We start from the raw sequence: 14783 nt of genomic DNA on the forward strand, positions 1-14783 counted from the left end.
GATTTGATGCGTGCCTTCTTATCAAGCAGAATTAAAATGAACAAATCTAATCGAGGATCCTACTCTCTAGATCTCCCAGAGATCAGCCGAAGACAATTACACCTCCCCACGCGATCACGGCCGCAAAGCCGATCGCAGCAACCGCCTGCCGAATCATCATTGTCAGAGCCCATTGTGGTGAGACCTCGCGGGCAACGGTAAACGCTGTCACCAGACACGGCAGCAAGACCCCTGCGAGATAGACGACTACGAGAACCTGCACGGGAGAGAGTGCGGCCGCCGTCGACGCGCCGTCAGCAGTTAGCAGGGCGATTCCGTCCTTCCGAATCGACGCCAGCACGACTGTGAGCGCGGCATCCGCCGGGAGATTGAACAGGGCCATCGCCGGTCCAAGCACCGATCCCAGCGCGTCGATCACACCGAGACGGTCGAGCGCGGCGGCGACGAAGGTGATGACGACGAAGACAGGGAGTGCCTTCATAAAGAACTCCCTGAGCGCGCTCCAGGCCTCGCGGGCGACCGCCTTCGGGTCTGGCCACTGGAGGAACGTTCGGCGGTCGATCACGGTGGTCGACTCTCGGGCTTCGGCGGGCGCGATCACCCCGACGTAGATGAACGTCGTGACCGCCAACACGAGGAGGTAGGGGCCGACGAGCCAGCCCATGCCGACCGCCGCGAACACCGCGAGCGTCGCGGGAAACTGGTACGAACAGGCCGAGCCGAACGAGATGGCCGAAATGGTCGTACACCGCGTACAGTCAGAACACGAGCGGGTGTTGACCACTGCGGGGACGTTACAGCCGAACCCCATCACGACGCGAATGAGGTCCCTCCCGGAGAGGCCGATCCGTCGCATCGTCGGATGTAGCGCAACGGTCATGCGGGTGACGACGCCCGTGTTCTTGTACACGCCGAGAATCACCGCGAAGAGGAGCATCGTCGGCCCGGCCCAGACGAACAGAAATGGCCCCATCGACAACAGGCCGTAGTCGTTCGTCAACAGCACCGCGAGCGGCTCCGGAAGCCGCTCGGCGGCCGCGACCAGCGGCTCGAAAGCGGCTCCCACGATCGGATCGAGTTCACCGGCGAGCGTGTTGGCGAACCAGACCGCTGCGCCGGCCGGGACCAACAGGAGCAACAGGCTCACCAGCGGGCCGACAATCGGCCACTCAAACACCGTTTTCGGCGGTTCGATCCGCCGACCGACCTGCTTGCGCGCAGCGTTCGGGAAAATCCCCGGCTGAGCCAAGGCGTCCATGATCTGCCCGTAGGCGTCGGTCGACGTTCCGGCGCTCGACTCCGGCGTCCCGCCGTCGACTATCGGCCGCTCAACCGTGCGAGCGTCAACGGGGACGACCGGAACGCCGATGTCGGCGCTTAGTTCCTCAAGTGCTCGGCGGGTTTCGGTTCGTTCCTCGACTTTGTCCCAGAAGGTAACGACGACGGCTCCGAGATGGGATTCGACCAGCGGCAGTAGCGCGTCGAGGTCGTCGTCGACATCCGTCGCCGGAACGACGAGCAACACCGTCTCGTTCTCGTCGACCTGCGCCAGTGCGTCCCGCGTCCCCTCGGTGTCGGCATCGAGGACGATCCCAGGCGTGTCGACGAACTCGTACCCGTCGGTCGTGTACCGCTCACTGCGGGTGGTGGTGCCCCGAAAGTTCCCACTGGTCGGCCGGTCGCCCGTGACCGAGGAGATGAGTTCGGACTTCCCGACACTCTCCTTCCCGACGACCACGACGGTCTCTCTGTCGGCGTCCTCCGCAGCCGGTGTGTCGCCCGGTCGCTCCCGGCTTTCAGTCATACTTCTCGAACCCGATTGCGGGGGCCAGTTCGCGGAACGACTGCCGACAGAGCCAGATATCGTACTTCCCAACGAGACCCTGTTCGCGGCCGGTCACCCGACAGACGTGTCGATCGTCGTTACTCGCTCCGGTTGATTGCTCGATGCTACTGTCTTCGTTCGATGTGTCTCGTGTCATGATCAGCAGTCGCACATGTCGGGCTCACAGCAGGACAGGTCCTCGAGGAACATATCCTTCTCACGGTACTCCCCAATGGGGGCGCGGTCGATATCGAGTCTGGCAGCGATCTCGTCAGCGACGACGGCGAAGCGCTGTCTGAACTTATAAACAAAGCAGAACAGTTGGCCGTTGTGTGCGACCTGTGGGCCGACCAGAAACATGCCGGGAGTCGTCGTCGATTCGTCCCGCTCGGTCAGTTCCGGTCGACCGTCGTCGAACGCGAAGTGTTCGTCTGCGGGGCCGAGTCCGCTTTGGAACCCCGTCGCCAGCACGGGTTGGTTTTGCGTCGCAAACGTCTCACCGTCCGTACTGACGACCTCGAACGACTCGCTATCACTCTCAACGCGTTCGACCCGTTCGACGCGGACGCCGTCTTCGAGCGTGATCGGCGCGTCCCGTTCGAACGCTTCGCGCAGCTGTTGGCTCGTGTACGGTGAGAGCACTTCGCTCGGGTCGGGGCCACGGAACCGCCACGGCCCCTCCTCGTCGAGAACGATCGTCTCTTGCCCCTCGTCGGCGAGCGTGAGCGCCGCGTCGATCCCGCTCTCGTACCCGCCGACGACCACGACCGGATCGTCGACGCACTCGTCGGCGAACGAGCTCCACGACCCGACCCGAGTGTTGTGAATACAGTGGCTCGCACCCGGGAACGGCTCGTCGTTCGGCCGGCCGAACTGGCCGGCCGCCCAGACGACGAACTGACTCTGGATCGGACCATTCGACGTATGAAGCATGAACTCGTCGTCGTGACCCTGTACCGACTCCACGTCGACGCCGGTCTGGACGGGGAGGTCGTAGAACTCGGCAACCCCCTCGAGGTATTCGGCGTACTCGTCACCGCTCGGATGCTCGCTATCGAGCGCGAACGCCGGCGATGTATCAGTGGTCACAGCGTTCAAGTCTCGACAGCCGAAGCTGTTGCTCGGAAACGAGGGCGTGATCAGTTGCATCTCGTCGGGCCACCCTCTGAACGACGCGCCGACCGCCTCTCGGTCGAGGATCGCGTAGGAGTCGAGACCGAGATCCTCGAGGACGACGCCGGTTCCGACGCCGGCAGCGCCCGCGCCGACGATCACCGCATCGAGCGACTCGCACTTTCGGAGGTTTGTCGATGCCATTTTAGCAACAATTGAATCTTAATAGCCAAATATAAATAATATACGCTATAGTCTTAATAACAGATGAGTCGAGAGACGATCCCCGTCACGGTACTGAGCGGCAACCTCGGCGCGGGAAAGACGACCGTGTTGAACAACCTTCTGAACACGCGAACGGACCTCGATATCGCGGTCCTCGTCAACGACATGGGGGAGGTGAACGTCGACGCGGAACACGTCGCCGAGCACTCGGATATCTCCGAAGACGACGAGGACCTGATCGAACTGTCGAACGGCTGTATCTGCTGTGAGTTGCACGGCGACCTGCTGGACGCGCTCGCGAAGCTCGCTCAGGCCCGCGAGTTCGACTATCTCGTTATCGAATCGACGGGCGTCGCTGAACCGTTACCCGTCGCACAGACCCTCACGATGGGGTTCGATCAGGGCGACCTCGACCCGACGGAGTTCTACGAGGAGACCGGCATCGAGGTGATGGACTACTACGAACTCGACACGACGGTCACCGTGGTCGACGCCCATCAGTTCTGGACGGCGTTCGACTCGAAGGAGTCGCTCATGGACGGAGACACCGAGAAAGACCTCGGCAGCCTGCTCATCGAGCAGATCGAGTTCTGTGACGTCCTCCTGTTGAACAAGTGCGACCTCGTCGGCGAGGCGACGCTCGACGAGATCGAGGAGATGATCGAGGTCCTCCAGCCGCGTGCGAAAATCATCCGGACGGAACACGGCGCGGTCGATCCCGACAAGATCCTCGACACGGGCCGGTTCGACTTCGAGGAAGCGAGTCAGTCCGCGGGATGGGTACGGGAACTCCAGCAGCCACACGAGTCCGCCGAGGAGGAACACGGCGTTACGTCGTTCGTTTACACGTCGCGCCGTCCGTTCCACCCCGAGCGGTTCGCCGATCTGCTCGACGCGTTCCCCGCGAACGTCGTCCGCTCGAAGGGCCACTTCTGGGTGGCGGGTCGCGAGAGGACGGCGCTCGGCCTGAACGTCGCGGGACGGTCGATCCGAGTCGGATCGGCCGGCGACTGGATCGCGACGCTACCGGAAGAAGAGCGCGAGACCTACTTCGAGGCCAATCCGGGACTCGAAGAGATATGGGACGACGAGTGGGGCGACAGGGGGACCCAACTCGTGCTCATCGGGACGGAGATGGACCACGACGCGCTCCGTGCCGACCTTGACGCGACCCTGCTGACCGACGAGGAGATAGACGCCGACTGGAACGCCTTCGACGACCGGTTCCCGACGTGGGAGATCGAGGATGACGCCGAACCCGGCGAGGGTACCGAAGGGTCGGCTGGGACGACCGACGACAGCGCCGAGGAGGTCGGCCTCGCGGACTGACGATGTCCTCGCCACGCTCCCTCTTCCGGACGGCCGTCGACAAGAACGCGCCACGCGAGACCCGCACAACGGCGATCAATGAACTCGCTGAGATCGCCGCGACGACGCAGCTCCGCGTTATCGTCGTCGCGGACGGATTTAACGGGTCGTTCCGCCGGCAGGCGTTGAACGGGCTGGGTCGGTGCCGAGCGACGACAGAGCTCGCGGCGCTGGCCGATGACGCGAGCCTGCCGACAGCGCTCCGAGAGCGGGCAGACCAGCTGCGCTAACGCTTCGTCTGGCTCGTCGGTTCTCGCCGTGCGCACGGGAATTAGTTAGCTGATAGCCCCAATTAATATTCTAAAGCAGTTATCGTGTCCCATTTCTTAATAAGATTCTTGTATATATGGTCCCGAATTGTTAATGTAATGTCGTACGCATGTACCAACTGCGATGCACAGTTCCAGAGCGCTGCCGGTGTGACCCAGCACGTCGCCTTACACCACGACCGATGTGCCGTGTGCGATGAGGAGTTCGAAGGGACCGACTCGCTACGCGAGCACGTCCACGAGAGTCACTGATCGGTACTCCTCAGTACGGTACCGCCGCAACCCCGATCGCGATACTGGGTTTCCTTCGCAGACGGAGTCACACATCCAAACACACGTTCGGCTACGACCCGATCAGAGCGATTCGGCTTCGTTGAAGTCCTTATCTGCCGATGAATCTAGGTAGTCATGCTGAATATAGAGGTTCAGTCAGCAGCCGAACTTGGCTCGGTATCTGAGTCGGATTACCCGCCAGATATGACTCGAGACGGAAGAGTTACGCAGAATCGAGGAGAAGACCTCAACCTCCAGCGCGGGGAGAATGTTGCCGCTACGGCCAGTCGCGGTTCACACTAGAGGGAGTCGACAGTTTCCAGTCCGCAGCCGTCGCGGCGTCCACAATCGGCTGATATGTCCAGCCGGAGACCGCCTCCACCGCCCCGCTGGTCTCATCGGTTCCGACGAACACGTACCGCTCCGTCTGGAAGTTGTTTCGAACGGCCGAGAGCGCCTCTGCTACGGAACGCGGCCCGGACAGAAACTCCTGATGATAGCCGGCCTCTCGCACTCGCCGTCGTTCGATGTATGACGGCTCCGAGGAGACGATTCCGACGTGACTTGCCCACGTTGCGGCGTCTTCGAGCGCGCGGTCGGGCCGTGCGAGTCGATCGAGTGCGCCCAACGAGACGGCCAGCGTGAGATCGGTCGAAGCCACGTCAGGACCCGCTTCGAGAGCTCATCGGGAGCGACTCTGCCCGCGCCTGGTCTGGGGGATCGAGGATTCGTTCCGCGGCGCGTCGAGCGCCGACGATGTTGCGAGCGAAGGGGCCGACGCTGGGCTCCGCGAGCGCGCCCGAAACGTACACCGCGGACTCGTCGCCGTCGGTCCGTCTCCACGCGAGTGTTCGATCGTCGAGGACGGGAAACCCCTCCGCCCCACGTGCGAGCGACAGCGACTCGCTGACGCGTTTGACCACCGGCCGCTCCGGAACCGGTTCGAGTCCGGTGGCGAGGACGACCCGTGCGCCTGTCGCCCTCGTACCGTCGTCGAAGCGGAGGGACAACCCCTCGTCTGTCGCGTGCGCAGACGTGATTTCGCCTCGCCGGAGTTCGAGTGCACCGTCGTCACACGCTTCGGACAGTCGCTGTTCGACGTATGGCGGGATGGTGGCGTCGTTTCTGACGGCCCGAATCCGATCGAGACGAGCCTCCGACCCCGGTGGCAGCGTGTGGATTTCCTTGCCGATGTGACGCCAGTTGATCCAGTACGGGTCGGCCTCGGTCAGCTCGATATCGAGTTCGTGACGCGACAGGAGCGTCACGTCAGTCTGTTCTGCCAGGCGACAGGCGAGCTGCCCGGCCGTGATGCCGCCTCCGACGACGAACGTCCGCCCCTCGAATTCGCTCGTCGTTGTCGGATCGAACTCGTCGTCCCACACGTGTGCGAGCGGCGTGTCCTCCGAGAGCGACGTCGTCCACTCCGGGAGCGTGGGCGTCGCGCCGAGTCCGACGGCCAGGACGACGCGGTGGGCCTCAATCGTCTCCGCGTCTGTTTCCACGACATAGGCCTCCTGAGACGTAGATCGGGAAATTCCTATCACCCTTGACCGGTAGTGACAGTTATCGAGGTCACGGCGGTCGATGATGTCGCGCGCGTGGTCGAGAAAGAGGTCAAGCGTCGGTCGATCGGGGTGATTCTCCGTCGACACGAGCTCGTGCGCTCGGTGGTGTCCTTCCGCGAACGACTCGAGCGAGAACGACTCGGTATCGATATGATGGACGAACGTCGACCGAAGCGTCTCAATCCCACACTGACGAGCCTTTTTGCCGAACGACGCGAGTAACTCCTCGCGCGGATCGAGTATTCGAATCTCGTCGTGCGTGTATTCTCCTTCTGTGAGGAGGTAGTTCGCGAGACACGTGCCGTGGATCCCGCCGCCGACGATCACATATTCGTACGGCTGACGGTTGGGGGCCGGGTGTTCTTCGAGAGCGTCGTTGGTCGTCACTCTCGCTCACCGCCATCGGCTTCGAGCCCCTGCTCCGCATGCTCGACTGAGGGTCCGGAACGCGTCGGGAGCAGCCGAAGCACCCACCGGATGTCGACTTTGGTCACCACGAGAACCGTCGCGTAGACCGCTGCCGCCGAGAGGACAATTGAGCCCCCAGCCGCGATTCCATATACATACGCGAGTGTCACGCCCGACAGCACGGCGAACTCGGCGGCAAGGATCGCCAGCAGTATCGACTGTTTGAAACTCTGTGCGACGAATCCCGCCGTGGCGACCGGCACGACGAGCATCGCCGCGACCAAGATGACCCCCATGATCTGCATCGCGCTGACGACGACGAGCGCCGTAAGCACGACCATCAGGCGCTTGTAGAGCCGAACGTTGATCCGGGCGGCCCGTGCCGCGGTTGCGTCAACGGTGACGTACAACAGCGGGCGGTACGCGACTGTGACGAGCGTGCCGATGAGGAGGCTCATCGCGACGAGCAACCCGACGTTGTCCTTCGAGACGGTCGAGAGACTGCCGAAGAGGTACGCGTCGATTCCGACGGCGATCCCACCGTCCGTCGCGGTGATGAGGACACTTCCGAGTGCGAACCCGGTCGTGAGGACGATCGCCAGCGACGTGTCACTGTAGGCGTCCGCGTAATCGATCAGCAGTTCGACGAGCAGCGCCGTTCCGACGGCGACGATCATTGCGGTCAACAGCGGCGACAGCGACAGCGATAATGCCGCGTTGAGAAACAGCCCGACCGCCACGCCCGCGAAGGCGGTGTGAGCGAGCGTGTCGGCGAGCATCGACAGTTCGCGGTGGACGAGAAACGTGCCGACGAGCGGGCCGATCACCGCGATACAGACCGCCGCGAGATAGGCTCGCTGCATATACGGATAGCCGAGCATCCGCACGCCCAACAGCTCGGACAGGAGGTTCATTCCGGTTCCGTACACGTCGACGAGCAACCACTCGAAGAGCCGCCACAAGCTCTCGATCGGTGAAAAGCTATCTGTCGATCCCTGTAACAGAATCGTCGCGAGGTGGTGGGAAGTCATACTCAGTGATCGTGAGTTAACACGTGTTGATCGGTGCCGTACGCGGCTGCGAGAGCGTCAGTGGCGACGAAGTCCTCGGGATCGCCGTCGAAGTACAGTCGTCGGTTGAGACAGGCGATCTCGCTGGCGTAGGTCGTGACGACACCGATATCGTGTTCGATCAACAGGATAGTGAGCCCCGAGTCGTTGAGGTCAGCTAACAGCTCGTAGAAGGCCTCTCTGGACTCGGCATCGACGCCGACCGTCGGCTCGTCGAGCGCGAGCAGGTCGGCTTCGGCGGCGAGCGCACGCGCGATGAAGACGCGCTGGCGCTGGCCTCCGGAGAGCTGACCGACCCGACGGTCGGCCAGGTCCGTGATCTCGACCGCGCGGAGCGCATCGTCGATCGCGCGGCGGTCTTCATCCGAGAACCGACCGACGAGCCGCCGGGGGTATCGCCCCATCGTGACGAGTTCGCGAACGGTCACTGGCATTCGATCGGCGGCGGCCGTGGCGTTCTGTGGGACGTAGCCGATCCGCTCGCCGGCGTCGAACTCGCCTGCGGGCTCACCGAACAGCTGAACCGTCCCCGTGTCCGGTTTCTGGAGACCGAGCATCAGGTTCAGCAACGTGCTCTTTCCGCTGCCGTTCGGCCCGACGAGCCCGAGAAACGCCCCCGGCTCGACATCGATCGACACCGATTCGATCACGGGGAGGTCCCCGTACGCGAAGCTGACATCATCGACGCTGACGACGAGTTCTTCCGAACGCCTTCGGAGCGATTCAGCCCCTGCTGTTTCGGTTGTCATCGGTGCTGTTCGAGACGTACGAAGCCGTCACCGGACGCGCTGATCCAGGTCGTCGACCGGTATGGAGCCGCCACATCCGGCGGGTAGATCGTACACGTCGGCTCGTCTGTGGACCCGACGACGAGCGCGAGGAGTTCCGGTCGCTGGCGGTCAGACGGACCGGGCGTTTCTGTTCCGTCCCAGCTCGGACGCGTGCTGTCGGGGTCCGTATTATTCATGCGTTGAGCGCGGTTTCGAGCGTGTCGAGGTTGATGTTCTCCATGATCTCGATGTACCCCCAATCGTTGTCGGCCCACTCGCTTGTCTGCCCCGGGATCGCCGTCAGCGGTAGCATCCCAGTCGCGTCGGTTTCCTCGACGAGCTGTTCGGCCGCGGTCTGATCTTCCAGCGGATCGGCACAGACGTGCGCGAGCCCGTGTTCGTCGATGATGTCTTGGGCGCGCTCGATGTCTCGCGGCGTGGGCTGGTCGTCCGGCGAGAGGTCCGTCAGCGACTCGACACGCAGGCCGTAGCGGTCTTCGAGGTACTGGAACGCGTCGTGACCGGCGACGAACAGCGTCTCCTTCGGCGCGTCGTCGACGATCGACTGGATCTCGCCGTCGAGTTCCTCGAGCTGGTCGCGGTAGGCGGCCGCGTTGTCGGCGTACACCTCGGCGTTTTCGCCGTCCATCTCGGCGAACGTCGCCTCAAGTTTACCGACCGCTTGGGCGGCTCGCTGGGGGTCGAGCCAGAAATGCGGGTCCATCGCTCCGTGGTCGTGTTCGTCCTCGCTTTCGTGGTCGTGTTCGTCCTCGCTTTCGTGGTCGTGTTCGTCCTCGCTTTCGTGGTCGTGTCCACCAGCCGTCTCACTCGCCTCGGGCTTGACAACAGCCCCACCGCTATCAGTGAGCGCTGCATCGAACTCGGCCGGAACGTGCTGGCTGAACAGCACGTAATGACCCTCCGTATCGATGTCGAGGCTAAAGTTCGTCTCGCCCGAGTCCGTAAACTCTAGCACGTAGAGGCTCTCCTGCGAGGGCGTAAGTGTATCCCCGCCCTCGACTGTGGTATGTGCCTCGTGATCGCTTGTATAGAGTTCTTTCGCCGTCTCTTCGACGTGTTCGATCCCGTGATCGCCGCCTTCGTCGGTTGCGAGCACCGCGAGTGACATCTCCGGATCCGGCCCTTCCCCAAACGTGTAGCTGTACGATCCTGCTTCGAGATGGTACAGTCCGGCGTGCTCCCATGGAGTTTCACCTTCTTTCTCGTGGTCGTGCTCGTCTTCGCCCCCGTGATCGTGACCCCCCTCGATGAGGTCAACCCCTTCGCCGACGGAAACCATTTCGACGTCTGCTTCGTCGTCACGGAGGCTCGTAATGAGGTCGCCGACCCACGGCTGGAACCCGTCGGTACCGTAGATGAACAGATCGGATTCGAGGATGGTTCCCTGAATATCTGGACCGGGCTCCCAGCCGTGGCCGTGTTGGCCGACCGGCACGAGCGTCTCGGCAGTCGCGGCGTCGCCCGCGACGTGTGTGGCGAAGTCGCCGAACACGAAGAACGAAGACTGGGCTCCCGGTCCATCTCCAGTTGAGTCACCGCTGTCGGCGTCATTCGACGTACAGCCAGCGAGTGCGCTGATAGCGGTGAATCCAATTCCGGTTGCGACGAGGCGTCGCCGAGTGTATTGAGGCATCTATTGCTAATACTGTGAGACTAAATAATAAATGCTATGATTTGAGATAGTAGATTTAGTAATTAATCACTAGATAGACAGTAGTCTTACTAAATAATGCGGGTCCTAGAATTGCTAATAGTTGCTATCCCAGATACTGTATTACATAAGCGTAAGAAGCGTGCTAACAGGCATTTTGTATCTATGAGCCTCAGATACGATCGCAATGTGCCACTGCTTCAGCGAACTGACCGAAATGAGCGACGAAGAGCAAGCGGAAATTGTTGACGAACACTCTACCGAAGAACTCCGCGCCGAATACTCCACCGAGGAACTAGAGAGTCTCGGCGTTACTGCCTGATTTCCCCATCTCGGCCCGGTCTGAACGACCGATAGGGCTCGCGTCACTCGGGGTCGGTTGCGTTCCGTTTCTCAGCGTACGCGAGCGTGTAGTAGTCCCGGTCGGTCACATCGGTGGGGTCGTTCGAAACGAGTGTCTCTTCTGTATCCATGAAGAGTCGCCGACCGAACGTCACGTCGTACCCTGCCTCGACCAGTTTTTTGTGGGTCGTCGGTGCGTCGGTCACTTTGAACAGGATCAACCGGTCCGGTCCGATCGGCGCTGTACCGCCGGTCGCCTCGCGGAGCGTCAACTCCGCGCCGGCATCGATATCGACCCCGAGGACGGAGGCGAACGCCGTCATACTACTGACTCCCGGGACGACCTCGACGTCGACGTCCGGGTGCTGGTCACGGAGCGTCCGACGTAGGTGTCCAAACGTCGAATAGATACAGGGATCGCCGAGCGTAACGAACGCCGCGTCAGCGTCTCGCACGTTCGGTGCGACTTCGGCGGCCGCTGTCTTCCACGCCGCCTGTAGTTCGTCGGGATCGGTCGTCATCGGGAAATCGAGGTCGCCCAGTTTCGAGTCGGGAACGTACTCGGCCGCGACGCGCCGCGACAATCGCCCCGGCGAGTAGACGACGCCGACCGATTCGAGTCGTCGCTTGCCGCGAACTGTAAGCAGGTCGGTCGCACCCGGTCCCAGTCCGATTCCGTAGAGCGTCATGATTAACGCCTCCGTGGGGTCGAAACTCGGCTCACGTATTCACGCATCGGTCTCACCGACTGTGTGTCGCGTCGCGAGTCCGGCGAGATGCGGGGCTTCTTCGGCGATGATCTCCACCGTGGCGAGTTCGACGGCGTTCACGCTTCCCGGTAACACGAACACCGGGACGTCGCGAGCGATACCCGCCGTCGCGCGGGTCGCGACGACCCGTGTTCCGACCTCCTCCCACGAGAGCCGTCTGAACGCTTCCCCGAAGCCTGGGAGCTCGCGGTCGAAGAGTTCGCCCACTGCGTCCGGAGTGATGTCATCGACGGTGACCCCTGTCCCGCCAGTAGTCACGACGAGGTCGACATTCGGACGTTCGAGGCACTCGCCCACGGTGGTCTTGATCTGGACGTAGTCGTCGGGAATCGTTCGGCGTGACGTGACGACGTGACCCGCATCGACGAGAATGGTCTCGACAGCGTCACCACCGGGATCGGACGGATCTACTTCCGTAGCGGTTCCCCGAGACGACGAGACGGTTACGACGGCGACGCCGAGCGGATCGACACAGTCGTGACCATCAGCGTCTGTCGTCCGTCGATCCGCCGGGGACGGGAGTTCCGAGTGACTCTCGGTCATGGTCCGTCACCGACCACGAGACGTTGTTCCATCGGTGGTTTAGACCACTCTCTCGTCCCCGGAAACGGATTCTTGAGTTCGTCCCAGTTGTCCTCCATCTCCGGCTCCGAGAGGAGACAGTCGTCGAGGGCGGCAGTAATCGCCGACTCGTCCATTCCGGCGCCGATAAAGACGAGTTTCACTTCGCGGTCCCCCCATTGCTCGTCCCAGTGGAGGTCCGGTCGCGACTCCCGGTAGGAGTCCTGTTGAAACTCGGGGACTGTGGCCGCCCATCGACCGTTGACTTCGACGTGTGTCTGCGTGCCCGCTTGGCTCAAGTCGAGCGCGTATCGTTCGCGTCCGGCGACCCACAGATGCCCTTTCGCTCTCACAACGGACTCAGGGAATGAGCTGAGCCACTCATTGAATCGTTCAGGGTGCAACGGCCGGTGGCGCTCGTACACGAACGAGTCGACGCCGAACTCTTCGGGCGGGTGGAGGTGGTCATGGTCGTCACCGGCGTCTTCGTTGTGGGCATGATCGTGATCGTCCACGCGTCCAGAGCCGTCGTCGTGTCCGGACCCGTCCTCATGGCCGTGATCGTCACCGTGTCCGTGTTCACTCGATTCTGTGGCACCCTCGTGGTCGGTTGAGAGTACCTGTTTCCACCGGGCGGACTGTTTTGCTTGCTCTCTGTCGAATCGTCCGGTTCCGAGAACGTCGTTGGGTTCGACGGCGCTCTCAGTCGTGCGGACGATGTCGACGCCTGGATGAAGCGTTTCAAGCACGCGTTCGACCGCCTCACACTCTTCATCCGAGACGAGATCGCACTTGTTGAGGACGAGCACGTCGCAGAACTCAACCTGTTCGGCAAGGAGGTCCGAGAGCGGTCGAGCCTCGTCGTCCGTCGACTTGACCGGGTGACCATCGACGAACACGCGGTGAAACTGTGCGGCGTCGACTACGGTAACGGTCGTGTCGAGTTCGTACAGTGTGGCGGCACGTGCGGGGGAAACGAACCGCTGAGCAATGGGGACCGGATCGCTGATCCCCGAGGCTTCGATGACGAGGTGATCGAACTCCTCGTCGAAGGCGAGACGCAGTAGCTCCTGATCGAGCTCGTTCTGGAGCCCACAGCAGATACACCCGTTTGAAAGTTCAGTAACGCCGCCGTCTTCCATCGAAAGCTCGGAACCGTTCTCGATGAGTTCGGCGTCGACGTTCATTTCTCCGACGTCGTTGACGAGGACGGCGATATCGCGCTGCTCGCCAGCGACCCGAAGCAGGTGGTTCAGCAGGGTCGTCTTGCCGGCGCCGAGCCCGCCACTGAGGATCGTTACGGGAGGTTGCTCGTCGACGGCCATTAGTCGTCGGCTAACACGAGTTCGCGCTGCTCGTCACGACCGAACGGATCCGGGTACTCGTTCCAGTTCTCGTCCATTTCCGCGTCTGAGAGGACACAGTCTTCGAGGTCTGTGACAAGTGACTCCTGGTCGAACTCGCGACCGATGAACACGAGTTCCGACCCCCGATCGCCCCACTGTTCGTCCCAGTTCTCTTTGATCCCGGGACGCGCGGCGAAGTAGCGCTCCTGTTGTGCCTTCGGGAGCGTGGCGACCCACGTCCCCTTCGGACCGGCTCGGACCGACTGCCCGGACTTATCCAGCCCCATCGCGACATCTTCGCGACCCGCCGACCAGAAGAAGCCCTTCGCGCGGATGATCCCGTCTGGGAGGCCCGTAAACAGTTCCGAGAGGCGTTCGGGGTGGAACGGTCGGTCAGCGTCGAAGACGAACGACGCGACGCCGTGTTCGTCGGAGGCCGACTCGTGGTGATGTCCCTCCTGGAGTTCGCGCTTCCACCCGGCCGACTGACTGGCACGGTTGAAGTCGAACCGACCAGTGTTGAGGATTTCCTCGGGAGCGACCGCACCGTGTTCGGTCCGAATGATCTTTGCCCGCGGTTGTAGCGTCTTCAGCACCGCCTCGATTTCGTCGAGTTCGTCGTCCGGGACGAGGTCGCACTTGTTCAACAGGAGGATGTCACAGAACTCGATCTGGTCCATGAGCGCTTCTTCCGGAACGCGATTCCCTTGTGGGTCGACCGAGTCGTCGGTGAGTGCCTGCCCGGAGTCGAACGCTTTCCAGAAGCTGTGTGCGTCGACGACGCTAACCATTGTGTCGAGCTCGTACACTCCCGTGGGATCGAAGTCAGCGTCCTCGAACCCACGAGCGAACGTCTGGGCGACCGGAATCGGCTCGCTGATCCCGGACGACTCGACGAGGAGATACTCAAAGTCGCGTTCGTCTGCTAGCCGCCCCACTTCGTCGAGCATGTCGCCGCGAAGCCGACAGCAGATACACCCGTTCGACATCTCGATGATCTCGTCGTCGTTCTGCGTGAGGTCCGATTCACGCTCGACGAGGTCGGCGTCGACGTTCACCTCCCCCATGTCGTTGACGAGGACGGCAGCGTTCAGTTCCTGCTCGCTCTCAAGAATGTGATTGAGGGTCGTCGTCTTTCCCGCGCCGAGGCTTCCGCTGAGGACCGTCACTGGAATCGGATCGTTGTTAGACAGCACATCCGTC

At 62.2% G+C, this 14783-nt stretch carries 13 protein-coding genes and 1 pseudogene; 2 read left to right on the forward strand and 12 right to left on the reverse strand.

Annotation, left to right across the window (positions count from 1 at the left end; genetic code table 11):
- Positions 1-82 precede the first annotated feature (82 nt).
- From QOL69_RS00165 to QOL69_RS00175, 3 genes are read right to left on the reverse strand one after another with little or no spacing between them, the layout of a single operon-like run.
- A complete protein-coding gene (locus QOL69_RS00165; protein WP_283401573.1) occupies positions 83-1804 on the reverse strand; it encodes a nucleoside recognition domain-containing protein in 1722 nt (573 codons plus the stop codon).
- Positions 1797-1982, reverse strand: coding sequence for a 30S ribosomal protein S14 (locus QOL69_RS00170; RefSeq protein WP_283401574.1), 186 nt, complete (start codon positions 1980-1982; stop codon positions 1797-1799). The genes QOL69_RS00165 and QOL69_RS00170 overlap by 8 nt, the downstream gene beginning before the upstream one ends.
- A gap of 2 nt (positions 1983-1984) precedes the next feature.
- On the reverse strand, positions 1985-3142 hold the full coding sequence (locus QOL69_RS00175; protein WP_283401575.1) for an NAD(P)/FAD-dependent oxidoreductase: 1158 nt from the start codon (positions 3140-3142) through the stop codon (positions 1985-1987).
- Positions 3143-3205: 63 nt separating this feature from the next.
- Between QOL69_RS00175 and QOL69_RS00180 the strand changes: the two genes are divergently transcribed.
- Entirely contained in the window at positions 3206-4492 is a 1287-nt protein-coding gene (locus QOL69_RS00180) for a GTP-binding protein (protein WP_283401576.1), read from the forward strand.
- A gap of 2 nt (positions 4493-4494) precedes the next feature.
- Positions 4495-4761, forward strand: a complete 267-nt coding sequence (locus tag QOL69_RS00185; RefSeq protein ID WP_283401577.1) for a hypothetical protein — start codon at positions 4495-4497, stop codon at positions 4759-4761.
- Positions 4762-5350: 589 nt separating this feature from the next.
- Here the strand turns inward: QOL69_RS00185 and QOL69_RS00190 are convergent.
- The 9 genes and pseudogenes from QOL69_RS00190 to QOL69_RS00230 form a co-directional block, all read right to left on the reverse strand.
- Positions 5351-5734, reverse strand: a complete 384-nt coding sequence (locus QOL69_RS00190) for a DUF7124 domain-containing protein (protein WP_049906744.1) — start codon at positions 5732-5734, stop codon at positions 5351-5353.
- A 1-nt stretch (position 5735) separates the two neighbouring features.
- Positions 5736-7028 (reverse strand): FAD/NAD(P)-binding protein, encoded by a 1293-nt coding sequence (locus QOL69_RS00195; protein ID WP_321169508.1) that lies wholly within the window; start codon positions 7026-7028, stop codon positions 5736-5738.
- Complete coding sequence (locus tag QOL69_RS00200; protein ID WP_345782488.1) at positions 7025-7963, reverse strand: metal ABC transporter permease; 939 nt, start codon at positions 7961-7963, stop codon at positions 7025-7027. The genes QOL69_RS00195 and QOL69_RS00200 overlap by 4 nt, the downstream gene beginning before the upstream one ends.
- 119 nt (positions 7964-8082) lie before the next feature.
- Entirely contained in the window at positions 8083-8868 is a 786-nt protein-coding gene (locus QOL69_RS00205; RefSeq protein ID WP_049906741.1) for a metal ABC transporter ATP-binding protein, read from the reverse strand.
- 214 nt (positions 8869-9082) lie between these two features.
- Positions 9083-10543, reverse strand: a complete 1461-nt coding sequence (locus QOL69_RS00210; protein WP_283401578.1) for a metal ABC transporter substrate-binding protein — start codon at positions 10541-10543, stop codon at positions 9083-9085.
- 407 nt (positions 10544-10950) lie between these two features.
- Positions 10951-11592, reverse strand: a pseudogene (locus tag QOL69_RS00215) (cobalt-factor II C(20)-methyltransferase); the annotation flags it as partial.
- Positions 11593-11631: 39 nt separating this feature from the next.
- A complete protein-coding gene (locus tag QOL69_RS00220) occupies positions 11632-12216 on the reverse strand; it encodes a MogA/MoaB family molybdenum cofactor biosynthesis protein (RefSeq protein WP_006630640.1) in 585 nt (194 codons plus the stop codon).
- Positions 12213-13559 (reverse strand): GTP-binding protein, encoded by a 1347-nt coding sequence (locus tag QOL69_RS00225; RefSeq protein ID WP_006630639.1) that lies wholly within the window; start codon positions 13557-13559, stop codon positions 12213-12215. Before QOL69_RS00225 ends, QOL69_RS00220 begins: the two co-directional genes overlap by 4 nt.
- Positions 13559-14776 carry a GTP-binding protein gene (locus QOL69_RS00230; RefSeq protein WP_049906739.1) on the reverse strand — a complete coding sequence of 406 codons (1218 nt, stop codon included), beginning with the start codon at positions 14774-14776 and terminating at the stop codon, positions 13559-13561. The genes QOL69_RS00225 and QOL69_RS00230 overlap by 1 nt, the downstream gene beginning before the upstream one ends.
- Between the last annotated feature and the right edge of the window lie 7 nt (positions 14777-14783).

The organism is Halorubrum sp. DM2, assembly GCF_901686465.1.
GTDB lineage: Archaea > Halobacteriota > Halobacteria > Halobacteriales > Haloferacaceae > Halorubrum.

What these genes read in the sequence shown, in the direction of transcription:
- QOL69_RS00165 (WP_283401573.1), bottom strand. Translation starts at nt 1,804, where the DNA reads ATGACTGAAAGCCGGGAGCGACCGGGCGACACACCGGCTGCGGAGGAC.
- QOL69_RS00170 (WP_283401574.1), bottom strand. Translation starts at nt 1,982, where the DNA reads ATGACACGAGACACATCGAACGAAGACAGTAGCATCGAGCAATCAACC.
- QOL69_RS00175 (WP_283401575.1), bottom strand. Translation starts at nt 3,142, where the DNA reads ATGGCATCGACAAACCTCCGAAAGTGCGAGTCGCTCGATGCGGTGATC.
- QOL69_RS00180 (WP_283401576.1), top strand. Translation starts at nt 3,206, where the DNA reads ATGAGTCGAGAGACGATCCCCGTCACGGTACTGAGCGGCAACCTCGGC.
- QOL69_RS00185 (WP_283401577.1), top strand. Translation starts at nt 4,495, where the DNA reads ATGTCCTCGCCACGCTCCCTCTTCCGGACGGCCGTCGACAAGAACGCG.
- QOL69_RS00200 (WP_345782488.1), bottom strand. Translation starts at nt 7,963, where the DNA reads ATGAACCTCCTGTCCGAGCTGTTGGGCGTGCGGATGCTCGGCTATCCG.
- QOL69_RS00205 (WP_049906741.1), bottom strand. Translation starts at nt 8,868, where the DNA reads ATGACAACCGAAACAGCAGGGGCTGAATCGCTCCGAAGGCGTTCGGAA.
- QOL69_RS00210 (WP_283401578.1), bottom strand. Translation starts at nt 10,543, where the DNA reads ATGCCTCAATACACTCGGCGACGCCTCGTCGCAACCGGAATTGGATTC.
- QOL69_RS00220 (WP_006630640.1), bottom strand. Translation starts at nt 12,216, where the DNA reads ATGACCGAGAGTCACTCGGAACTCCCGTCCCCGGCGGATCGACGGACG.
- QOL69_RS00225 (WP_006630639.1), bottom strand. Translation starts at nt 13,559, where the DNA reads ATGGCCGTCGACGAGCAACCTCCCGTAACGATCCTCAGTGGCGGGCTC.